Raw genomic sequence first — 22,719 nt, forward strand, 5'->3', positions numbered from 1 at the left:
GGTCAAGTGAAGAAGCGCATACGGTGGATGCCTTGGCAGTCAGAGGCGATGAAAGACGTGGTAGCCTGCGAAAAGCTTCGGGGAGTCGGCAAACAGACTTTGATCCGGAGATCTCTGAATGGGGGAACCCAGCCATCATAAGATGGTTATCTTGTACTGAATACATAGGTGCAAGAGGCGAACCAGGGGAACTGAAACATCTAAGTACCCTGAGGAAAAGAAATCAACCGAGATTCCCTTAGTAGTGGCGAGCGAACGGGGACTAGCCCTTAAGTTGATTTGAGATTAGCGGAACGCTCTGGAAAGTGCGGCCATAGTGGGTGATAGCCCTGTACGCGAAAATCTCTTATCAATGAAATCGAGTAGGACGGAGCACGAGAAACTTTGTCTGAATATGGGGGGACCATCCTCCAAGGCTAAATACTACTGACTGACCGATAGTGAACTAGTACCGTGAGGGAAAGGCGAAAAGAACCCCGGAGAGGGGAGTGAAATAGATCCTGAAACCGTATGCGTACAAGCAGTGGGAGCCTACTTTGTTGGGTGACTGCGTACCTTTTGTATAATGGGTCAGCGACTTATATTCAGTGGCAAGCTTAACCGAATAGGGGAGGCGTAGCGAAAGCGAGTCTTAATAGGGCGTTTAGTCGCTGGGTATAGACCCGAAACCGGGCGATCTATCCATGGGCAGGTTGAAGGTTGGGTAACACTAACTGGAGGACCGAACCGACTACCGTTGAAAAGTTAGCGGATGACCTGTGGATCGGAGTGAAAGGCTAATCAAGCTCGGAGATAGCTGGTTCTCCTCGAAAGCTATTTAGGTAGCGCCTCATGTATCACTGTAGGGGGTAGAGCACTGTTTCGGCTAGGGGGTCATCCCGACTTACCAAACCGATGCAAACTCCGAATACCTACAAGTGCCGAGCATGGGAGACACACGGCGGGTGCTAACGTCCGTCGTGAAAAGGGAAACAACCCAGACCGTCAGCTAAGGTCCCAAAGTTATGGTTAAGTGGGAAACGATGTGGGAAGGCTTAGACAGCTAGGAGGTTGGCTTAGAAGCAGCCACCCTTTAAAGAAAGCGTAATAGCTCACTAGTCGAGTCGGCCTGCGCGGAAGATGTAACGGGGCTCAAACCATACACCGAAGCTACGGGTATCACGTAAGTGATGCGGTAGAGGAGCGTTCTGTAAGCCTGTGAAGGTCAGTTGAGAAGCTGGCTGGAGGTATCAGAAGTGCGAATGCTGACATGAGTAACGACAATGCGAGTGAAAAACTCGCACGCCGAAAGACCAAGGTTTCCTGCGCAACGTTAATCGACGCAGGGTTAGTCGGTCCCTAAGGCGAGGCAGAAATGCGTAGTCGATGGGAAACAGGTTAATATTCCTGTACTTCTAGTTACTGCGATGGGGGGACGGAGAAGGCTAGGCCAGCACGGCGTTGGTTGTCCGTGTTTAAGGTGGTAGGCAGAGATCTTAGGTAAATCCGGGGTCTTAATGCCGAGAGCTGATGACGAGCGCTCTTTTAGAGCGTGAAGTGGTTGATGCCATGCTTCCAGGAAAAGCCTCTAAGCTTCAGGTAACTAGGAACCGTACCCCAAACCGACACAGGTGGTTGGGTAGAGAATACCAAGGCGCTTGAGAGAACTCGGGTGAAGGAACTAGGCAAAATGGCACCGTAACTTCGGGAGAAGGTGCGCCGGTGAGGGTGAAGGACTTGCTCCGTAAGCTCATGCCGGTCGAAGATACCAGGCCGCTGCGACTGTTTATTAAAAACACAGCACTCTGCAAACACGAAAGTGGACGTATAGGGTGTGACGCCTGCCCGGTGCCGGAAGGTTAATTGATGGGGTTAGCGCAAGCGAAGCTCTTGATCGAAGCCCCGGTAAACGGCGGCCGTAACTATAACGGTCCTAAGGTAGCGAAATTCCTTGTCGGGTAAGTTCCGACCTGCACGAATGGCGTAACGATGGCGGCGCTGTCTCCACCCGAGACTCAGTGAAATTGAAATCGCTGTGAAGATGCAGTGTATCCGCGGCTAGACGGAAAGACCCCGTGAACCTTTACTATAGCTTTGCACTGGACTTTGAATTTGCTTGTGTAGGATAGGTGGGAGGCTTTGAAGCGTGAACGCCAGTTTGCGTGGAGCCAACCTTGAAATACCACCCTGGCAACTTTGAGGTTCTAACTCTGGTCCGTTATCCGGATCGAGGACAGTGTATGGTGGGTAGTTTGACTGGGGCGGTCTCCTCCTAAAGAGTAACGGAGGAGTACGAAGGTGCGCTCAGACCGGTCGGAAATCGGTCGTAGAGTATAAAGGCAAAAGCGCGCTTGACTGCGAGACAGACACGTCGAGCAGGTACGAAAGTAGGTCTTAGTGATCCGGTGGTTCTGTATGGAAGGGCCATCGCTCAACGGATAAAAGGTACTCCGGGGATAACAGGCTGATACCGCCCAAGAGTTCATATCGACGGCGGTGTTTGGCACCTCGATGTCGGCTCATCACATCCTGGGGCTGAAGCCGGTCCCAAGGGTATGGCTGTTCGCCATTTAAAGTGGTACGCGAGCTGGGTTTAGAACGTCGTGAGACAGTTCGGTCCCTATCTGCCGTGGACGTTTGAGATTTGAGAGGGGCTGCTCCTAGTACGAGAGGACCGGAGTGGACGAACCTCTGGTGTTCCGGTTGTCACGCCAGTGGCATTGCCGGGTAGCTATGTTCGGAAAAGATAACCGCTGAAAGCATCTAAGCGGGAAACTTGCCTCAAGATGAGATCTCACTGGAGCCTTGAGCTCCCTAAAGGGCCGTCGAAGACTACGACGTTGATAGGTTGGGTGTGTAAGCGCTGTGAGGCGTTGAGCTAACCAATACTAATTGCCCGTGAGGCTTGACCATATAACACCCAAACAATTTGCTGTTTGTGTGCTCGATGGTTGAAGTCGACAAACAAACCGAAAATTTGCCTGAACACGCAATACCACCACATCACATACCCAATTCGCTGTAGCGACTAAACACCGATACAGCAACCGAATTGCTTGACGACCATAGAGCGTTGGAACCACCTGATCCCATCCCGAACTCAGTAGTGAAACGACGCATCGCCGATGGTAGTGTGGGGTTTCCCCATGTGAGAGTAGGTCATCGTCAAGCTCCTATCCCCAAACCCCCAATCCGAGTAATCGGGTTGGGGGTTTGGCTTTGCGCGACGGAAAAATTGGTGAGCAAGCTGGAAGCACTGAAGAGGGATAAGCCTCTCTCAACCCTTGCAGGAGCGGAACCTACGCTCGAATAAACAGAGCAAATAAAAAGCCACCCTAGGGTGGCTTTTTATTATCCATCGGATTGTCCCGTCCTGAATAAGGTTTACACCTTTATCCCGAGAATCTGGAGAGCTCGATGGAGCAAGGTGTTAAGCGTACGCAGCGTGATTACTCGCTGACTTTTAAATTGGCTGTGGTTGATCAGGTCGAAAAGGGCGAGCTGACTTACAAACAGGCGCAGGCACGGTATGGCATCCAGGGCAGGTCTACCATTTTGGTATGGTTGCGTAAGCATGGTCGGCAGGATTGGAGCCAGGGGGCATCGATTCGAGCCGATAGGAGTGAAGCTGTGACCGATCCCAAAGACCTGACGCCTGAGCAACGCATCAAGGAGCTAGAGCAGCAATTGCAGCTCATGAGCCAGAAGGCCCAGTTCTTTGAGGCTGTGGTCGATGTGTTGAAGAAGGATTACGGTGTTTCGATCGTAAAAAAGCGACCCGGCAAGTCCTCTCGCAAGAGCAAATCCAAGGGCTGACCGTTGTCAGGGCTTGCCAGTTTCTTTCCATCAGCCGCCAGGCTTACTACAAGCGCAACCGTGTTGCTGACCAGCGCCATAGGCAGGGTGAACAGGTCGCTCAGTACGTCAGTTTCATAAGGGTGCGCCAGCCGCGGATCGGCACGCGTAAGTTGCATCATCTTCTGCACAACCAGCCCAATGACAGCCTGAAGGTAGGTCGTGACCGGCTATTTTCGATCCTGGGTGAGCGTCGCCTGCTGGTTTTACCCAAGCGCGCGTATCACAAGACCACGCATAGCTTTCATCGTTTCTATCGGCATCCGAACCGGCTGAAGCCGGGGCCCGATCAAGTTACAGCGGCAGCGCCCGAGCATGTGTGGGTGGCGGATATTACGTATCTGCCGGCGCGCAGTGGTCCTTTGTATCTGAGCTTGGTCACTGATGCTTACTCACGGAAGATCGTCGGTCATCACGTTCACGAGGGCTTGCATGCCGAGTCTGTGGCCGTTGCCTTTCGACACGCCTTGCGCGGTCGCCGCACTAACCATGGGCTCATCCATCACTCTGATCGTGGAGTCCAATATTGCTCGGCGCTTTATCAGGAGCTGCACAAGCGCCATGGCGTGCGGTGTTCGATGACCGATGGCTACGACTGCTATCAGAACGCGCTTGCAGAGCGGGTGAATGGAATCCTGAAGAACGAACTACTGCAGCGAAGCCCCAATGACTTGGAGCAGGCCAGGTTAATGGTCAGCGAGGCCGTCAGAATCTACAACACGGAGCGGCCGCATAGGGCCCTGAAATACAAAACGCCCGATGCGGTGCATCGGGCGCTCTAGGTGCCGCAAATCTAGCTGAAACGGTGTAAACCTATTTCAGGACTAGACAATCGGATTCAATCCCCTCGGTATTCACAGCCGCTTGTGCAGGTCTCATGAATACGAATACGGGATAGCTCCGGCAAGAGCGGTTTGACTTGCTGCCATAGCCATTTCGCCAGGTTTTCACTAGTCGGGTTTTCAAGACCTGGGATGTCATTCAGATAGTTATGATCAAGCTGATCATAGATAGGTTTGAAGATGGTCTTGATCTCAGAGAAGTCGCGAATCCAGCCGGTATGTGGATCGACATCGCCTTCGATATAGATTGCCACTCGGAAGGAGTGGCCATGTAGGCGGCCACACTTGTGACCCTCGGGGACATGCGGCAACCGATGTGCCGACTCGAAGATGAACTCTTTGAACAATTCCACGATCTTTGGGGCTCTGCAGACGGTTGCGACAGGCAACCAAAGCGGCGAAGTTTACCAGCTCTACCTATCTTGATATGGCTATCAAAGGGGTTGCAGACGCTCTACGAGACGATCGGTATCAGCCAGTTCGAGAAACTCGTCTCCCAGTCTCTGGCTTTCGTCCATTGCTTTGTTCCAGTACTGCTCGCGTCCGTTGTCATTGCCCAGGTAGCGTTTGAAATCGCTTCTGTCTGGCAACTTCCCGTGGGGGAGGCCGGACAAGTAGCTGCTGGAGGGGGAGAGCAGTACGACATCCTGCAGGCGTTGCTGATCACCTCGGCGCCAGGGAAGGCCTTTGTCGAACCATCCAGGGACCACTTTATCGGTGAAGTGTGGATAAAGAACGATCCCATCCGTTTTGTAGGGAAGGTCCAGGTGATAGTCGAGCAGCCCGCCATCGCGGTAGGCACCTGGGGTCAATCCTGGTATCTCCCGGATAGCTTCCATCACCATCGGAATCGAACCTGAGGCCAGCAGCGCTTGGCGAAGATTGAGTGTGTTGAGGGTATGAAATTCTGAGCTGAAGTCTGTCAGTTCATTGAGTGGAGGGGCTTGCCGGGCATCGTGCAGAATCACCCGATCGAAGTGCTTGCCCAGCCGCTGTCTACTCAGCAAGTTGTTACCGATCACAGAAGACAGACCGAGCCCCAGATGTCCTTTTTTATCCTGCTGCAATAGGCCGTGACTCCTGACTACGACGATGTTCAGGCGATAGAGCGGATTATCCAGGATCGTTGCATCTTGCCCCTGCAGAAGCTCCTCGAGCAGTTGCACACAGCTGCGGGAGACTTCGGTCATGCTTACATTTTTGGCAAAGCGTTGGCTGGTATAGAGCTCGCCCAGGCGGCGAATACCCGCGCTCGCATCTGGCAGGCAAGCGCTGGCAAAGCGCCAGGAGCCAATCGATGCACCAATCAGAGTTCGTACACGAGGCGCACGTGGAAGCCAGTCTCCGAACAGCGCCATGTCCAGCCCTTGGATCCCAAGCCCTTTGGGCCCACCTGCAGCGCCAGGCAGAATCCCGACATCCTCAGGCCGCAGACCATTTTCGCGGATGTGTGCGATCGCGCGCTTGCCCGCCCGAAAGTTGAGAGCAGGGGACTTGATATGAATGGCTGCCATGTTGATCTCCATAGACCGGGCCAAGGATTATAGTGACCTAATGTGCCAGACCAAGCTGCTTCAGGCTGTGAATGTACGGTCATGGATGCACGGCCCAGTGCTGGCATGAATGGACTTGGGAAGGCGCGTAATGGGCTGTCGGGAGCAATTTCCCGTGTCATACGCCTGTCATAGGGAATCTTCAGGCTACTGTCGTGGTCATTAGGTAGGCCATAACGTCATAACAGGAGGAAACCTTATGGACGATTACGTTGAAGAGTTACTTGAGTTCCACGCAGTTGAGCGTGACCCGGCCGAGCCGGCCGAAGATGCTACAGAGCTGTGAAGTCCTTTAGGCCTGTAGGCGCTGGTGGCGGCGGAACTCTCCAGGAGTCTGCCCACTCCAGCGCTTGAAGGCCCGCTGAAAAGCCTCTGCCGAGGCAAAACCCAGTAAGTATGCAATTTCGCTGAACGCCAGTTCAGTATCCCTGATATATGCCATCGCCAGATCACGCCGGGTATCGTTGAGAATCGCTCGGTACTGCGTCCCTTCTTCCGCCAGCTTGCGCCGCAGTGTCCATACGGGCAGTTGCAGGCGTGTGGCGATCTCTTCCAGGTCCGGTTCCTGTCCATGCAGAAGAGGCCCTAGCAGGCGCGTAATACGCTCGCGCAGGCTGCGTGTGCGGGTCAGCTGTTCAAGCTCAACCTCGCATAGGCCAAGTAGCTGCTGCCAGGTGCTCGGGCAGTGCTGCTGACTTCGACGGCCAAGCGTTGGCTGACTTAGGCGCAATTGATTGGCCGCTGCGGAAAACTCTACCGGGCAGTCGAATAGCTCGCTGTAGCGGTCGGCATAGACGGGGGCGGCGAATTCGACTTCGACCTTTTCCACCACGACAGGGCCGCCACTCAACTGGCTCAGGTGGCGATACCAGCCGGCCAATACTGCATCGACGACAAACCGGTTGTAGGCGTTGTAAGGGCTGATCGAGTAGAAGCGCAACCAGGCCCCACGGCTGTCTTCATGAAAGCTCGATTGCCCCCGGTAGTTGCGGGCATAGAGCAGTTCGAAGCGAGTCAGGCAGCGTGCTGCTTCACGGACAGTAGGCGCTTGGGCTGCGGTAACGCCGGCGAGGCCGAGCTGCCCCAGGTGACTGAGTCGGCCCATGGCCAAGCCCAGTGCCGGATTGCCACAGAGCTGGATAGCCGCATGACCGAGGCGCATGTAGCGGGGTATCGACAAGCGGCCTTGTGGTTCGGCCAGGCGTGCTGCATCAAGACCGAACTGATCGAGCAGCGGCGTGGGATTCTGTCCCGCTTCTCTGATGGCGTCGGCCAGGCCATGGATAAACCCTACGGATAGGTCACCCAGGCGAACACGTGGAGCCTTCACCCCTCGCTCAACCAGCGATTGACGAGCACGGTCTGGCTGCGCGGATCGTTATCTGGCGTCAGTTGGAACGTGTGCTGCTCGAGTGGTAATGGCCACAACCGACCTTGCAGGAACGATGCGGCCAGCGCCCTGTGTCCTGCTATATCGAGTTGGATACCTTGATGCGTCAGCAGAAGGTGTCGTTCCCCCAGTTGTACCGTTGTCTGCTCGCTATCGGTCGTCACCGGCCAGGGCAGGGCTAGCAGTGGGCTGGCCAATGTGCCGTCGGGTTTAAAGACCATGCCGACATTGCGTAGCGCGCCATAGCCCGTGTGCAACTTGCCATTCTTGAGGCTGGGCTCTGGAAGCAGGATCGAGCCGGCCTGCAGGGTGACGCGGTATTCCGCAGCCAGGCTGCTGAACAGTTGCTGGTAATCGGCTGCAGCCTGCCGCGCTTTCATTCGCAGTATCAGGTCACTCAATGGCAACGTTTTATCGCTGAACAGCCACGTGCGTAGTAAGGCCACAGGGTTGCTCAGGATCAGCAGCGGTTGCGCCTCGCTAAGTGAACGAGCGCGATAGATCTCTGGTTTCTCGTTACGCAGCATCAGCCACGTACCGATATGTTCAGGGAGGGCGACCAGGGTGTCGTTGGTGAGTAACCCTTGGGCACGAGCATTGTCCAGTGCGCTGGACAGCTTCAGGCGCAGGCGTTCCGGATCCTGATAATCGCTGGGAAATAATGCGGGATTCAGGGCGAGCAGGTTGCCAGTATCGCCTGGCGCATTGCCCGGCTCGCTGATTGTGCTACCCAGGTCGGACAGGTAATGGCTGACCGGCATTTCGCGGAGCCAGAAGGCATAGGCTGTACCGGCGCCGATAAAGGCAGCGGCGAGAAGCAGGATAAGCAGTTTGCGCATAACCGGACGTGTCATTGGGTTCGTTGCTCAGGGTAGGGGAGTCGATCGGCAATGCCAAGTCGTGCTGCTACTTTTGATCAATAAGTTGTTAGTTTCGATCATTGAGCCGCAGCCGACTGCTCTTTATCGTCTGCCCCATAACTGATCGTGGTCCTGTTGAGGCTACGGCGTCCCGTGAATTGCATGTCTGCTCTGGAGAGATCCATGTCTGCTCAATACCCGCATCTGCTGGCTCCGCTCGACCTCGGCTTCACCACCCTGAAGAACCGCACCCTGATGGGCTCGATGCATACCGGCCTGGAAGAGAAACCGGGCGGCTTCGAGCGCATGGCGGCTTACTTCGCCGAGCGTGCCCGTGGTGGTGTCGGCCTGATGGTCACCGGCGGCATCGGCCCGAACGTGGAAGGTGGCGTCTATTCCGGTGCGGCCAAGCTGACCACCGCCGAGGAAGCCGAGAACCACAAGATCGTCACCCGCGCGGTACACGAAGCTGGCGGCAAGATCGCCATGCAGATCCTCCACGCCGGTCGCTATGCCTACAGCCCGAAGTCGGTTGCGCCGAGTGCGATCCAGGCGCCGATCAATCCATTCAAACCGCGTGAGCTGGACGAGGACGGCATCGAGAAGCAGATTCAGGACTTTGTCACCTGCTCCGTCCTGGCCCAACAGGCCGAGTACGACGGCGTCGAGATCATGGGGTCCGAGGGCTACTTCATCAATCAGTTCCTCGCTGCCCACACCAATCACCGCACCGACCGTTGGGGCGGCAGCTACGAAAACCGCATGCGCCTGCCGGTGGAAATCGTCCGCCGTGTACGGGAGGCGGTCGGTCCGAACTTCATCATTATTTATCGTCTGTCGATGCTCGACCTGGTCGAAGGTGGCAGCACCTGGGACGAAATCGTCCTGCTGGCCAAGGCCATTGAGAAAGCCGGCGCCACCATCATCAATACCGGTATCGGTTGGCACGAAGCACGTATCCCGACCATTGCCACCAAGGTGCCGCGTGCTGCGTTCACCAAGGTGACCGCCAAGCTCAAGGGTGAAGTGAGCATTCCGCTGATCACCACCAACCGCATCAACACCCCGGAAGTTGCCGAACAGGTGCTGGCCGAGGGGGACGCGGACATGGTGTCCATGGCCCGACCATTCCTCGCCGATCCGGACTTCGTCAATAAGGCAGCCGAAGGCCGCGCCGATGAAATCAACACCTGCATCGGTTGCAACCAGGCCTGCCTGGACCACACCTTCGGCGGCAAGCTCACCAGTTGCCTGGTCAACCCGCGTGCCTGCCACGAGACCGAGCTGAACTACATCCCCACCGCCAAGGTGAAGAAGGTCGCCGTGGTCGGTGCCGGCCCTGCTGGCCTGTCTGCTGCCACCGTCGCGGCGGAGCGTGGTCATAGCGTGACCCTGTTCGACTCGGCCAGCGAAATCGGCGGCCAGTTCAACGTGGCCAAGCGCGTACCGGGCAAGGAGGAGTTCTACGAGACTCTGCGATACTTCAAGCGCAAGCTGGAAACCACCGGTGTCGACCTGCGCCTGAATACCCGTGTCTCGGCTGATGACCTGGCCAAGGGCGGCTATGACGAGATCATCCTGGCCACCGGTATCGCTCCGCGCACGCCGGCGATCCCAGGTATCGAAAACGCCAAGGTGATCAGTTATCTGGATGCCATCCTGCAGCGCAAGCCGGTCGGCCAGAAGGTTGCGGTCATCGGCGCTGGTGGTATCGGTTTCGACGTCTCCGAGTTCGTCACCCATCAGGGCGAAGCGACCAGCCTCAACCGCGACGAGTTCTGGAAGGAGTGGGGCATCGATGCCGATCTGGAAGCCCGTGGCGGTATCGCCGGCATCCAGGCGCATCCGCACCCGGCGGCGCGTCAGGTGTTCCTGCTGCAGCGCAAGACCTCGAAGGTCGGCGACGGTCTGGGCAAGACCACCGGCTGGATCCACCGCACCGGCCTGAAGAACAAGAATGTGCAGATGCTCAATTCGGTCGAGTACCTCAAGGTCGATGACGCCGGCCTGCACATTCGTATTGGCGAGGGCGAGCCGCAGGTGTTGCCGGTGGATACCGTGATCGTCTGCGCGGGCCAGGACCCATTGCGTGAGTTGCAGGACGGCCTGGTTGCCGCCGGGCAAAGCGTGCACCTGATCGGTGGCGCGGATGTGGCCGCCGAGCTGGATGCCAAACGCGCGATCAACCAGGGCTCACGCCTCGCTGCGGAAATTTGAATCACCTGCGCCCCGCCTCGTGCGGGGCGTTTTCTTTGGGCTGATAAAAACAAGGAAATTGCCATGAGCACATCCAAGCAACTCGCGCCGGCCGTGGCCGCGAGCGTTGAAAGCTGGCACCAGATGGTTGCTGCCGGCGACCTGAGCCAGTTGAGTGAGCTGCTGCACCCGCAGGCGGTCTTCCGCTCGCCGATGGCGCACACTCCCTACCCAGGCGCGCAAACGGTCAATCTGATTCTCAATACCGTGGTCAAGGTCTTCGAGGACTTCGTCTACCACCGTGAGCTGGTCAGCGATGATGGTCTCAACCTGGTCCTGGAGTTCAGCGCCCGGGTCGGCGAGCGAGAGCTCAAAGGCATCGACATGATCCGTTTCGACGATGCGGGCAAGATCGTCGAGTTCGAAGTGATGGTCCGCCCCATGAGCGGCCTGCAGGCACTCGGCGAGGAAATGGGCCGGCGTCTGGCACCTTTTCTGACAGCCAAACCTGCCTGACTCACGGCATAGCGCAAAACCGCATCACAGTTTGACCCTGCCGTTGGCGCATCTGGCGCCAGCGGCAGGTCGTCTGCCAACCCAGTCACATTGCCCGCTTCGCTTTTTCCCCTAGACTTGGCCAAACAATGGATGGCACCTGTCCAGGGGCCTGCTCGTGATTGTCGGTTCGGCTTGTCCGGCACGCCTTGAGCAGGGCCACAGGTGATAAGTGCAGGCGGGCTCTGCCCGCTATGCAGCGACTGTCATCCTGTGCCTGCGAGGAATACACAAGCATGCAGAACAAACCGCAGATGGTCGAAGCCGTGATGTTCTTCAATGAACGCGGCATCTGCAAGGAGATGTTCTTCCCCGAATTCGAAGCCTTGCTCGATGGCGTGGTTAGCATGCCGGAGTTTGCTGACGAACAGATGCGCATGGCGTATCTGCTGATCAATCCGCGGCTGATGATCCGCGCTGTGGTGTTCTTCTACCTGGATTTCGATGAAAAGGGTGCCGCCGACTCAGGCTGGAATCTGCCACTACGGCATCTGGCAGACAACGCAGGGCGTGGTCCGGACATGGGCGCCGGGCCGATTCGCCTGGCATGCCGCAGTCAGTGTCCGGTCTCCTGGCACCAGATGCACCTGTGGGACCCCAGCCTGGCACCAGGAAAGAACGATCTGGTGCTGTTGCGTGATGCGGTCAGGCGCAATGCCCTGGGTATGTTGGTGGAGGATGACTCGGCCTCCGTGGTGATGCCTGAGCGTCTGCAGATGGTCGCGGAGGAAACATGGCAGGCGCCTGACCCCGCGCGAGCTGCAAACGAAAAGCTCGCAGAGCAGAAGGATCAGGAGCATAGGCTCAAGACAGCTCAACTGATCAAGCAGCAGCGCCTGCGTATCAGTACATTGGGCAAGCAGTACGAAGAGGAAGTGGCACGTCTCAAACTGGGAATTGCCGAGCAGCAACGTGGGGCGCAGGTCGAGATTCACAAACTGCAGCACGCCCTGCGTCAGCAGGAAGAATTGAACGCTACCCTCAAGAAGCAACTGGTCGAGCAGGGCGCCAACTACCAGAAAAACCGTGAAGACATGACCCAGCAGTTGCGTGCACTGGAGCGGCATTCGCGAACCGAGACGGATATTCTGCGTGCCCAGTTCGAGGGTGAACTGCAGGCCAAGGTGGCTGCTGCCGTGGCTGAGCTCAAGGAGCAGGTTGCAATCCGCGATATGGAGCTGGCCTACCGCGCCGAGCAGGAAGTCGGCTCGCAGCGTGAGCTTGAGCGAGTGCAACGTGAGCGCGACGAGTTTGCCAGCCAGGGAGGCGAGCAGATCCTCGAGCGCCTGTCCAAGCTTGGCGTGGTGTTCGTGGTGTATCACCCCGGCGCAGGACACCTGACGATTCCGCTGCAGGATATTGCCCGCTATCAGGACAATCCGCTGAGCTATGCGGCGGCCAAGTGCTTTGTCACCGAGGCTCAGTATCGTCAGTGGCTCGCGCATTATCAGCAGCCGGTCTGCGAGGCTGTTTTGCCGTCCGGTGAGCGCTGCGCGACCCCCATCGATCGGGTGGAAACGCCCAGCCGCTTTATTCTCGGCGACTCCAATTGCTGCGCCCGGCACAAGACAGGTAGCCGCCTGCGCACCGTCAACCAATGACGGTGAATGTGCCGCAGTGGGCGCCTTGTGCGCCCCTGCAACCCCTGCGTCTTGGCTGGCTCAATAGCACTGGCATCGAAGTCGCGGTACTGCGCCTGGACCTGCTCGATCCCCTGCTATCCGGCAACAAGTGGTTCAAGCTCTTGCCGCATTTTCAGGCTGCTGAGTTAGCGGGCTCGAAAGGGTTGATCAGCCTGGGTGGGCCGCACTCCAATCATCTGCATGCGCTGGCGGCTGCGGGGCAGCGTTTCTCGTTCGAGACGGTGGGGTTGCTGCGAGGTGAGGCGCAGGACACCCCAACCGTTCGTGACTTGCAGGCATTCGGCATGCACGTGCACTGGCTTGGCTATGGCGGCTATCGGGCTCGTCATCAGGCTGACTTCTGGCAACCTTGGCTGGCCCGTTACCCGCACTTGTATCCGGTCGACGAAGGCGGTTGCAGCCTGGCGGCAGCGCAGGCCTGTGCCTTGATAGTCGAGATGGCCCGAGAGCAGTTGCCACAACTGGGCTGGAATGACTACGACGGCTGGTGGCTGGCTGCAGGAACGGGTACCACCTTGGCTGGCCTGGTTCTGGCTGAAGGGGGGCAACGGATGGTACACGGAGCATTGGCCGTACCGGTTGGGCATGGGGTCGAGCGCAACCTGGCTGAATTGTTGGGCGCGCAGGCCATGACGGGCTATCGCTTGCTGGATGCCAGTCGAGGCGGCTTTGCCCGGCTGGACGCCGAATTGGCGCGTTTCATTCTGGCGACAGAGGCGGAGTCCGGTGTGCCACTGGAATCTGTTTACACCGCGAAAGCGTTGCTGGCATTGCGCACGGAGGTTGAGGCCGGTTACTTTGCCCGCAGCACGCGCCTGCTGTTTCTGCATACCGGTGGCCTGCAGGGGCGTCGAGCCCTGGCCGGGCAGTTGCAGGTATTGGCCGTGTCATGAGCAGTGAAGCCAGCAGAAATAATGATAAGGACAGGTTCTGATGAGTGAGCCGCTGAATCCCGAGCAGTTGCGTAGCTTTACTCCACTTAATGTCTTGTCCGAACAGCAATGGCGTGAGTTGCGCAGCCAGTTGGTGCCGCTGCCTCTGTTGGGCGGACAGCTGTTGTTTCGCCAGGGTGATCAGGGGCGCACGACCTATTACCTGTTATCCGGTGAACTCCTGCTGCGCTCGGCCGATGGTAGCGAGGAGCGTCTGCATGCGGGCACCGCTGCCAGCTGCCATCCACTCTCACCCAGCCTGCCACGCCAGCAGGAAGCGCTGGCGGTAAGTGATGTCAGCGTTTTGGCGCTGGACAGCGCGTTGCTCGGGCGCCTCGTGACCTGGCGCCTGGCCTATCAGGATCTTCTGGTAGAGCTGGGCGGTAACGGAGAGGACACGGAATGGCTGGCCCGCCTGTTGGAAAATCCGCTGTTCAGCAAGGTGCCGCCCGGCAACGTGCGCGCCATGCTCGAGCGTTTGCATCCAATCGACTTGCCCGCCGGAAGTCGGGTGCTGGTGGAGGGGCAGGGCGGTGACTGCTGCTATTTTCTCAAGAGCGGTCGTGCCGAAGTCATTCGAGGAATGGACAGTGATCGCCAGGTACTGGCCGAGCTGGAGGTCGGTGCCTGTTTCGGCGAGGAGGCCCTGCTCTCCGATCAACCGCGAAATGCCAGCGTCACCCTGATCGAAGCTGGCGTGGTGCTGCGTCTCGACCGTCAGGATTTCTTTTCCCTGCTCAAGGCGCCGGTAGTCGATGAGGTGTCCTTCGGTGAAGCTGCCCGCATGCTGTCGAGTGGTGCGCAGTGGCTCGATGTGCGCCTGCAAGAAGAGTACGAGCGTTCCCATGCCTTGCAGGCGCTGAACATGCCGTTGCACCTGTTGCGCCTGAAAACCCGGTTGCTGGACAAGGCGCGCACGTACCTGTGCTATTGCGACAGCGGGAAAAGAAGCGCCAGTGCGGTGTTTCTGCTGTCCCAGTTGGGCTTCAGTGCCTATGCCTTACGTGATGGTGTCGATGCGCTGCCGGCTATCCAGCGTGACGGATTGCTCTGCGAGAGCGGGCCTGGCTATCTGGCGCGCTCAGGTGGGCGCACCGAGCGCAGTGGCTGAGTGTCAGCCACGTTCGCGTATTGCTGAGGTCGCAGTTGCTGGTTGCGGCCACTGATCATTGACCAGAAAGATGCGCTCCGCCTCCAGCCAGTCGCCCGCGCTGGTTCGTTCCAGCCTGACCATCAACTGAGCGGGAGCCTCTTCACTGAGGGCTGCCAACCATTCCGTCAGTTGTACGTTGTCCCAGATCCGACTGTTATCCAAGCGTGCTTTTGCCAGCCAGGCGCTGCGCGGCAAGGGCTGCCAGTGGCCTGTGCCGTGCTCCGAATAAAAGGCAGGCCAGTCACGGTGATGCAGCCATTGCCCGGACAGATGCTGAGGATTGCTGCCCAGAGGCGCTGCGCAGTGGGTTGGCCAGGGGTAGAACAGGTAGCCGGCCATCCAGAGGTTGGCTTGCACGTCATCCTCGGAGATCCCGATCAGTGCCGTGCGCGCCTGCGGGCTGGCTGAGAGTGGCAATTGATGCTGACGCAGATGCTGCAGCTTAAGGCCGAGGCGATCCTGGCTCCCTGGCCCCATCCAGTTCTGTGGATCACAGCCGGCTGTCTGTTGCGGTCCCAGGTAGAGCTTGATTGCCAGCTCCAGATGATGGGTTCCTTGCCCGTCACGCACCACCAGGTCGAGCTCACCGAGCGTGTGGCCGTTTTCGCGGATCGGCAGGTTGGCCGTGAGCAACTCGACACCCGGAGCCTGGCACAGGGCAAATTGCCAAAGCCGTTCGTAGTAGCGGCCGAGGCGTCGATTGCTACCCTCGGCCAGCCAGGCGTGCAGATGGCTGCTATCGTGTTCCTGCCGCAATAGCCAGTCATGGAGTTGGTGAGGCTGTGTGGACCACTCGCTGGCTGTGAGTGGGTGGCGTACGGGCAGGTTTTGAGCATCGAGCAGGCCAGGTGAGAGCAGCACCCAGGCAAGGTCCCGCACCGCTGGGATGCGCAATTGGCCAAGCAGGTCATCGGGGAACTGGCCGTCCATGTGCCGAGCATAGCTGAGCGCGGTTTGCTGCTGTATAGCCGTTTCGCCCATAATCCTGGCAATTCCTCCCGTTGCAGAGCGCCCCATGGAGCAATTCCGCAATATCGGCATCATCGGTCGCCTGGGCAGCCCCCACGTTCTCGATACCATCCGCCGTCTGAAGAACTTTCTGATCGCGCGGCATTTGCACGTGATCCTCGAGGACACCATCGCCGAAGTGCTGCCGGGGCATGGTCTGCAGACCTCCTCGCGCAAGATCCTGGGTGAAGTCTGTGATCTGGTGATCGTGGTCGGCGGCGACGGCAGCATGCTGGGCGCGGCCCGTGCGCTGGCACGTCACAAGATACCGGTGCTCGGCATCAACCGTGGCAGCCTGGGCTTTCTCACCGATATCAAGCCGGATGAGCTGGAGGTGAGGGTCGCCGAGGTACTCGAAGGCAAGTTCATCGAAGAGAGTCGCTTTCTGCTCCAGGCCGAGGTCCGTCGTCATGGGGAGCCCATCGGCCAGGGCGACGCGCTCAACGACGTGGTGCTGCACCCTGGCAAGTCGACCAAGATGATCGAGTTCGAACTGTATATCGACGGGCATTTCGTCTGCAGCCAGAAGGCCGACGGCCTGATCATCGCCACGCCGACCGGTTCCACAGCCTATTCGTTGTCTGCCGGCGGACCGATCATGCATCCGCGCCTGGATGCCATCGTCATCGTGCCGATGTACCCACACACGCTTTCCAGCAGGCCGATCGTGGTCGATGGCAACAGTGAGTTGAAGGTCGTGGTGGCCGACGATCTGCCGGTGTACCCGCTGATTTCCTGCGACGGGCAGAACCACTTCACCTGCGCGCCTGGCGACACCATTACCGTGTCGAAGAAACCGCAGAAGCTGCGCCTGATTCATCCGCTGGAACACAACTACTACGAGGCCTGTCGAACCAAGCTCGGCTGGAATGGCCGGCAGTGGAGTCACGATTGAGAACGGTGTGAGTATGGACCCGGCTCGCGGCTATGACCTGATTGGCGATGTGCACGGTTGTGCCCATACGCTGGCGCGTCTGCTCGAACAAATGGGCTATCGGCGCCATGCGGGTGTCTGGCGTCATCCGACGCGCATGGCGCTGTTTCTCGGTGACCTGATCGACCGTGGCCCGCATATCCGCGAATCGCTGCATCTGGTGCACGACATGGTCGCGGCCGGGCAAGCGCTGTGCATCATGGGTAACCACGAATACAACGCCCTGGGCTGGAGCACGCCGGCGCCCACATCCAGTGACAAGCAGTTCGTTCGCGAGCACACGCCACGTCACGAGCGGCTGTTGCAGCAGACGTTAGCGCAGTTCGCCAGCCACCCGGCGGACTGGCATGATTTTCTCAACTGGTTCTACGAGTTGCCGTTGTTCATCGATGCCGGGCGTTTTCGTGTGGTGCATGCCTGCTGGGACCATGACTTGATCACAGCGCTGCGCGTCACGCACCCGGATGGACGCATCGATGAGCCCTTCGTCAAAGCCTCGGCCGTGCCGGGCAGCTTTGCCAATCGCGTTTTCGAACGCCTGTTGCGTGGTACGGACATGCGCCTGCCACAAGGCCTGACGCTGACCAGCGAGGAGGGTTTTACCCGCGCCTTCTTCCGCACCAAGTTCTGGGCGGATAACCCGCAAACCTATGGTGACGTGGTGTTCCAGCCCGACGGCTTGCCGGCCGACGTAGCGCGCACGCCCTTGTCCCCGGCGGACCGGGGCCGCCTGCTGCAATACGGCCTCGACGAGCCGATGCTGTTTGTCGGTCATTACTGGCGCCGCGGCACACCATCCCCCATTCACCCGAACCTGGCCTGCCTGGACTACAGCGCGGTAATGGCCGGCAAACTGGTGGCCTACCGGCTCGACCAGGAAAGCCGGATCGAGCCAGACAAGTTCGTTTGGGTCGATGTCGACCCGCCGGAGGCACCACGATGAGCAGAGTGGCGGCGTTACGCCGGCCCTTGAATGAAGACCTGAGTGGTTTTGTCACCCTGCTGCGCAGGCTGCAGGTGCCGCACCGGGTCAGCGAAGAGTCCGGCGAGCAGGTGCTCTGGGTACCTGATGAACAACTGGCAGGCGGCGTGCGCGAGCTCTATGCGCGCTATCCGCAGGGCGGCGAGCCGGACGATCTGCCGCCCCTGCAGAAACGGCCCGCTGGCGCAGGTGTGGTCAGGCAGTTGCGTAGCAGTCCGATGACGGCGCTGATGCTATTGCTCACCCTGATCGTGGCGGGCATTACGTCGCTGGGCGATAACCCTGTCAGCGTGAGTTGGCTGACGTTCCAGGACTACTCCATACAGGGCCAATACCTGTATTTCGTGCCCTGGCTGGACAGCATGGAGGCAGGGCAGTGGTGGCGGTTGATCACACCGATGTTCATCCACTTCGGCTGGCTGCACCTGGCGATGAATGGCATGTGGTACTGGGAGCTGGGGCGGCGTATCGAGGCACGCCAGGGTGCATTGGCATTGTTGGGGCTGACAGTGTTGTTCGGCCTGCTATCCAACCTGGCCCAGTTCTGGTTCGGCGGTCCGGCGCGCTTTGGTGGTCTATCCGGCGTGTTGTATGGCTTGCTTGGCTATTGCTGGATTTTCCAGTTGCTGGCGCCAACTCCAGCCTACAGCCTGCCACGCGGCGTGCTGGTGATGATGCTGATCTGGTTGCTGGTGTGCCTGAGCGGTGCGATCGACCTGCTGGGCTTTGGCTCCATCGCCAATGCGGCGCATGTCGGCGGGCTGGTGGCGGGCTGTGTCGCGGGGCTGGTCGGCGGTGCATTGGCACGCGCACGTCGTTAAACTGGCGGCCTGAATTTTTGCCATGACGTTTGTCTGGAGCCTGAAATGTCATCTTTTGCCGAAATGATCGAGAACATCACCCCCGATATCTACCAGAGCCTCAAGTTGGCGGTGGAAATCGGCAAGTGGCCGGATGGACGCAAGCTGAGCCAGGAGCAGAAGGAGCTGTCGTTGCAGGCAATGATCGCCTGGGAAATCCAGAATCTGCCGGAAGAGCAGCGTACCGGTTACATGGGCCCGCAGGAGTGCGAGTCGCACGCCGAGCCGATTCCCAATCTGCTGTTCAAATCCAGCGACACGGTGCACTGAGGTGAGTGAGTTGGGGCGCGGTGCGCTGAGCAAGATGGCGGCGCAGTTGGGCGCGCCGGTGCAGTACGCCTTTCGCCTGGGTGATGAGGAAATTCCGGTCAATCCGTTGGTGGGCAAGACCCTGCGCCTGGAATACCTCGGCGCGATTCACTGCAGCCATTGCGGCCGCAAGACCAAGACCAGTTTCAGCCAGGGCTATTGCTACCCCTGCATGCAGAAGTTGGCGCAGTGCGACATCTGCATCATGAGCCCGGAGCGCTGCCACTACGAGTCGGGTACCTGCCGCGAGCCGAGCTGGGGTGAGCAGTTCTGCATGACCGATCATGTGGTCTACCTGGCCAACTCGTCCGGTGTAAAGGTCGGCATTACCCGCGCCACCCAGATTCCCACACGCTGGATCGACCAGGGCGCGACTCAGGCGCTGCCGATCATGCGCGTCGCGACCCGCCAGCAATCCGGCTTCGTCGAGGACCTGCTGCGCAGCCAGGTGGCGGACAAGACCAACTGGCGCGCGCTGCTCAAGGGCGATGCGCTGCCGGTTGACCTGCTGGCGGTGCGTGATCAGGTCCTGGATGCCTGCGCCGATGGCGTGCTGGCGCTGCAGGAGCGTTTCGGCATCCAGGCGGTGCAGCCGCTCAGTGAACAGCCGGTGGTGGAGATTAGCTACCCGATCGAGGCCTATCCGGCGAAGATCACCAGCTTCAACCTGGACAAGAACCCGCTGGTGGAGGGTACGCTGCTCGGCGTCAAGGGCCAGTACCTGATGTTCGACACCGGGGTGATCAACATCCGCAAGTACACGGCGTACCAACTGGCCGTGCATCAGTAATCGGCCAGCGCGTTTTACCGAACTTATCGTCAACGGGCCGCACTGTCGGCTCGCACACAAAGGGCCACAAGCCATGCGTACCGAACAGCCGAAAATGATCTACCTCAAGGACTATCAGGCGCCCGATTACCTGATCGACGAGACCCACCTGACCTTCGAGCTGTTCGAAGACCACACCCTGGTCCACACGCAATTGGTGATGCGCCGCAATCCGGCGCTGAGTGCCGACCTTCCGCCGCTGGTGCTCGACGGCCAGCAGTTGGAGCTGCTCAGCGTCGCCCTCGACGACCGTGAGCTGAGCGCCGGCGACTATCAAATCACCGACAGCCACCTGACGCTGCAGCCCACCGCCGCCACCTTCGTCATCGATAGCAGCGTGCGCATCCACCCGGAAAGCAACACCGCGCTGGAAGGCCTGTACAAGTCCAGCGGCATGTTCTGTACCCAGTGCGAGGCCGAGGGTTTCCGCAAGATTACCTACTACCTCGACCGCCCGGACGTGATGAGCAAATTCACCACGACCCTCAGCGCCGAGCAGCACAGCTACCCGGTCCTGCTGTCGAACGGCAACCCGATCGCCAGCGGCAGCGAAGAGGGCGGCCGCCACTGGGCGACCTGGGAAGATCCGTTCATGAAACCGGCCTACCTGTTCGCCCTGGTCGCTGGTGATCTCTGGTGCGTGGAAGATACCTTTACCACCATGAACGCCCGCGAAGTGACCCTGCGCATCTACGTCGAGCCGGAGAACATCGACAAGGTGCAGCACGGCATGAACAGCCTGAAGAAATCGATGAAGTGGGACGAAGAGGTCTACGGCCGCGAATACGACCTGGATATCTTCATGATCGTCGCGGTCAACGACTTCAACATGGGGGCCATGGAGAACAAGGGCCTCAACATCTTCAACTCCAGCTGCGTGCTGGCCCGCGCCGAAACCGCCACCGACGCGGCCCACCAGCGCGTCGAGGCGGTGGTCGCCCACGAGTACTTCCACAACTGGTCGGGCAACCGCGTGACCTGCCGTGACTGGTTCCAGCTGTCGCTCAAGGAAGGCTTCACCGTGTTCCGCGACGCCGAGTTCAGCGCCGACATGAACTCGCGCACGGTCAAGCGCATCGAGGACGTGGCCTATCTGCGTACCCACCAGTTCGCCGAGGACGCCGGCCCGATGGCCCACCCGGTGCGCCCGGATGCGTACATGGAGATCTCCAATTTCTACACCCTGACCATCTACGAGAAGGGTTCCGAAGTGCTGCGCATGATCCACACCCTGCTCGGTGCGGAAAAATTCCGTAAGGGCTCGGACCTGTACTTCGAACGCCACGACGGCCAGGCCGTGACCTGCGACGATTTCGTCAAGGCCATGGAAGATGCCAGCGGCGTCGACCTGAGCCAGTTCAAGCGCTGGTACACCCAGGCGGGCACGCCGCGCCTGGTGGTCAGCGAGTCGTACGATGCGGCCGCGAAAACCTACACCCTGACGTTCACCCAAAGCTGTCCGGCGACGCCGGGTCAGAGCGAGAAGCTGCCCTTCGTGATCCCGGTCGAGCTGGGCCTGCTCGATGCCCAGGGCAACGACCTGCCACTGCGCCTGCAGGGTGAGAGCGCTGCCGCGGGCGGCAACCGCGTGCTGTCGGTGACCGAGGCGCAACAGCGCTTCACCTTCGTCGATATCGCTGAGCAGCCACTGCCGTCGCTACTGCGGGGCTTCTCCGCGCCGGTCAAGCTGAGCTTCCCCTACGACCGCGACCAGCTGATGTTCCTCATGCAGCACGACTCCGACGGTTTCAATCGCTGGGAGGCCGGCCAGCAACTGGCGGTGCAGGTGCTGCAGGAACTGATCGGCCAGCATCAGCGCGGCGAGCCACTGGTGCTCGACCAGCGCCTGGTTGCGGCCTTCCGTACCCTGCTGGAGGACGCCTCGCTGGACCAGGCGATGGTCGCCGAGATGCTCTCGCTGCCGGGTGAGAGCTACCTTACCGAGATCAGCGACGTGGCCGATGTCGATGCGATTCATGCGGCGCGTGAATTCGCTCGTCAGGAACTGGCCAATGCGCTGTTCGAGCCGCTGTGGCAGCGTTACCAAGCCAATCGCGAGCAGTCGCGCGCGACCGCCTACGTGGCCGAGGCAGGCCACTTCGCCCGCCGCAGCCTGCAGAACATCGCGTTGTCCTACCTGATGCTCACCGGCAAGCCGGAAGTGCTGGCCGCCACGCTGGAGCAGTACGAGGTGTGCGACAACATGACCGAGCGCCTGACCGCGCTGGCTGTGCTGGTCAATTCGCCGTTCGAGGCCGAGCGTGGCGAGGCACTGAAGGCCTTCGCCGAGCACTTCAAGGACAACGCCCTGGTCATGGATCAGTGGTTCAGCGTGCAGGCCGCCAGCACCTTGCCGGGTGGTTTGGCGCGAGTGCAGGCGCTGATGCAGCACCCAGCCTTTACCCTGAAGAACCCGAACAAGGTCCGCGCCCTGATCGGGGCTTTCGCCGGGCAGAACCTGATCAACTTCCACGCGGCCGACGGCAGCGGCTATCGCTTCCTCGCCGACCAGGTGATCAGCCTCAACGCTTCGAACCCGCAGATCGCCTCACGTCAACTCGGCCCGCTGACCCGCTGGCGCAAGTATGACGCTGCGCGTCAGGCGCTGATGCGTGGCGAACTGGAGCGCATTCTTGCCTCCGGCGAGCTGTCCAGCGACGTCTACGAAGTCGTGAGCAAGAGCCTGGCCTGATGGTCCTCCGGGATGCTTTCGGCATCCCGGATGGTTCGCTAATCGGTGCTCGGATCGAGCACCGGCATTTCTTTTTCACTGCCGCTAGCCGGGAGCCTTCTGTAAGGCCTCCCGGTCGGTTGTGCCTGCCTTTGAATGGAGTGGTGC

At 59.4% G+C, this 22,719-nt stretch carries 17 protein-coding genes and 2 rRNA genes; 14 read left to right on the forward strand and 5 right to left on the reverse strand.

Translation table 11 applies throughout. The features are described 5' to 3' along the window. The 3 genes from ACWPW0_RS08840 to ACWPW0_RS08850 all read left to right on the forward strand — a co-directional run bounded on the left by ACWPW0_RS08840 (window position 1) and on the right by ACWPW0_RS08850 (window position 4,616). Window positions 1–2,892: ribosomal RNA gene (locus ACWPW0_RS08840) — 23S ribosomal RNA — on the forward strand. Window positions 2,893–3,034: 142 nt separating this feature from the next. Then, a 5S ribosomal RNA gene (gene rrf / locus ACWPW0_RS08845) occupies window positions 3,035–3,150 on the forward strand. A gap of 246 nt (window positions 3,151–3,396) precedes the next feature. Beyond that, window positions 3,397–4,616, forward strand: a protein-coding gene (locus tag ACWPW0_RS08850; protein ID WP_454255088.1) for an IS3 family transposase whose coding sequence is annotated in 2 segments (ribosomal slippage) — window positions 3,397–3,762 and window positions 3,765–4,616 — 1,218 coding nt in all. Because the reading frame shifts where the segments join, the coding sequence is not laid out codon by codon here. A gap of 56 nt (window positions 4,617–4,672) precedes the next feature. Here the strand turns inward: ACWPW0_RS08850 and queD are convergent. The 4 genes from queD to ACWPW0_RS08870 form a co-directional block, all read right to left on the reverse strand. Further along, window positions 4,673–5,029: a 6-carboxytetrahydropterin synthase QueD gene (gene queD / locus ACWPW0_RS08855; RefSeq protein ID WP_447590927.1), complete on the reverse strand. Its 357-nt coding sequence runs from the start codon at window positions 5,027–5,029 to the stop codon at window positions 4,673–4,675. Window positions 5,030–5,110: 81 nt separating this feature from the next. Then, the gene (locus tag ACWPW0_RS08860; RefSeq protein WP_454255089.1) at window positions 5,111–6,190 is read right to left on the reverse strand and encodes a patatin-like phospholipase family protein; all 1,080 of its coding nucleotides are present in this window, start codon (window positions 6,188–6,190) and stop codon (window positions 5,111–5,113) included. A gap of 331 nt (window positions 6,191–6,521) precedes the next feature. Then, the gene (locus tag ACWPW0_RS08865) at window positions 6,522–7,559 is read right to left on the reverse strand and encodes an AraC family transcriptional regulator (protein ID WP_447590929.1); all 1,038 of its coding nucleotides are present in this window, start codon (window positions 7,557–7,559) and stop codon (window positions 6,522–6,524) included. Further along, window positions 7,556–8,458, reverse strand: coding sequence for a hydrolase (locus tag ACWPW0_RS08870; protein ID WP_454255090.1), 903 nt, complete (start codon window positions 8,456–8,458; stop codon window positions 7,556–7,558). Before ACWPW0_RS08870 ends, ACWPW0_RS08865 begins: the two co-directional genes overlap by 4 nt. A 204-nt stretch (window positions 8,459–8,662) precedes the next feature. Between ACWPW0_RS08870 and ACWPW0_RS08875 the strand changes: the two genes are divergently transcribed. The 5 genes from ACWPW0_RS08875 to ACWPW0_RS08895 all read left to right on the forward strand — a co-directional run bounded on the left by ACWPW0_RS08875 (window position 8,663) and on the right by ACWPW0_RS08895 (window position 14,916). Continuing rightward, the gene (locus ACWPW0_RS08875) at window positions 8,663–10,696 is read left to right on the forward strand and encodes an oxidoreductase (protein WP_454255091.1); all 2,034 of its coding nucleotides are present in this window, start codon (window positions 8,663–8,665) and stop codon (window positions 10,694–10,696) included. A gap of 63 nt (window positions 10,697–10,759) precedes the next feature. Next, a complete protein-coding gene (locus ACWPW0_RS08880; protein WP_447590932.1) occupies window positions 10,760–11,191 on the forward strand; it encodes a nuclear transport factor 2 family protein in 432 nt (143 codons plus the stop codon). A gap of 275 nt (window positions 11,192–11,466) precedes the next feature. After that, window positions 11,467–12,831, forward strand: a complete 1,365-nt coding sequence (locus ACWPW0_RS08885) for a chromosome partitioning protein ParA (RefSeq protein WP_454255092.1) — start codon at window positions 11,467–11,469, stop codon at window positions 12,829–12,831. Further along, on the forward strand, window positions 12,828–13,766 hold the full coding sequence (locus ACWPW0_RS08890) for a 1-aminocyclopropane-1-carboxylate deaminase/D-cysteine desulfhydrase (RefSeq protein WP_454255093.1): 939 nt from the start codon (window positions 12,828–12,830) through the stop codon (window positions 13,764–13,766). Before ACWPW0_RS08885 ends, ACWPW0_RS08890 begins: the two co-directional genes overlap by 4 nt. A gap of 40 nt (window positions 13,767–13,806) precedes the next feature. Then, the gene (locus tag ACWPW0_RS08895) at window positions 13,807–14,916 is read left to right on the forward strand and encodes a cyclic nucleotide-binding domain-containing protein (protein WP_454255094.1); all 1,110 of its coding nucleotides are present in this window, start codon (window positions 13,807–13,809) and stop codon (window positions 14,914–14,916) included. Between the two features lie 3 nt (window positions 14,917–14,919). On the opposite strand, the gene ACWPW0_RS08900 is transcribed toward ACWPW0_RS08895, so the two are convergent. Next, the gene (locus ACWPW0_RS08900) at window positions 14,920–15,939 is read right to left on the reverse strand and encodes a DUF1853 family protein (RefSeq protein ID WP_454255095.1); all 1,020 of its coding nucleotides are present in this window, start codon (window positions 15,937–15,939) and stop codon (window positions 14,920–14,922) included. 34 nt (window positions 15,940–15,973) lie between these two features. Here ACWPW0_RS08900 and ACWPW0_RS08905 point away from each other — a divergent pair, with 34 nt between their 5' ends. From ACWPW0_RS08905 to pepN, 6 genes are all read left to right on the forward strand, one after another. After that, a complete protein-coding gene (locus ACWPW0_RS08905; RefSeq protein ID WP_447590937.1) occupies window positions 15,974–16,861 on the forward strand; it encodes an NAD(+) kinase in 888 nt (295 codons plus the stop codon). A gap of 13 nt (window positions 16,862–16,874) precedes the next feature. Further along, entirely contained in the window at window positions 16,875–17,843 is a 969-nt protein-coding gene (locus tag ACWPW0_RS08910; protein WP_447595608.1) for a metallophosphoesterase, read from the forward strand. Further along, window positions 17,840–18,703 (forward strand): rhomboid family intramembrane serine protease, encoded by an 864-nt coding sequence (locus ACWPW0_RS08915; RefSeq protein ID WP_454255096.1) that lies wholly within the window; start codon window positions 17,840–17,842, stop codon window positions 18,701–18,703. Before ACWPW0_RS08910 ends, ACWPW0_RS08915 begins: the two co-directional genes overlap by 4 nt. Before the next feature lie 45 nt (window positions 18,704–18,748). Further along, window positions 18,749–19,012 carry a YeaC family protein gene (locus ACWPW0_RS08920; protein WP_447590939.1) on the forward strand — a complete coding sequence of 88 codons (264 nt, stop codon included), beginning with the start codon at window positions 18,749–18,751 and terminating at the stop codon, window positions 19,010–19,012. 1 nt (window position 19,013) lies between these two features. Next, window positions 19,014–19,841, forward strand: coding sequence for a DUF2797 domain-containing protein (locus tag ACWPW0_RS08925; protein ID WP_454255097.1), 828 nt, complete (start codon window positions 19,014–19,016; stop codon window positions 19,839–19,841). A 73-nt stretch (window positions 19,842–19,914) separates the two neighbouring features. Further along, window positions 19,915–22,572, forward strand: a complete 2,658-nt coding sequence (gene pepN, locus ACWPW0_RS08930) for an aminopeptidase N (protein WP_454255098.1) — start codon at window positions 19,915–19,917, stop codon at window positions 22,570–22,572. Window positions 22,573–22,719: the final 147 nt, after the last annotated feature.

It is taken from the genome of Pseudomonas sp. Marseille-Q8238, assembly GCF_965111915.1.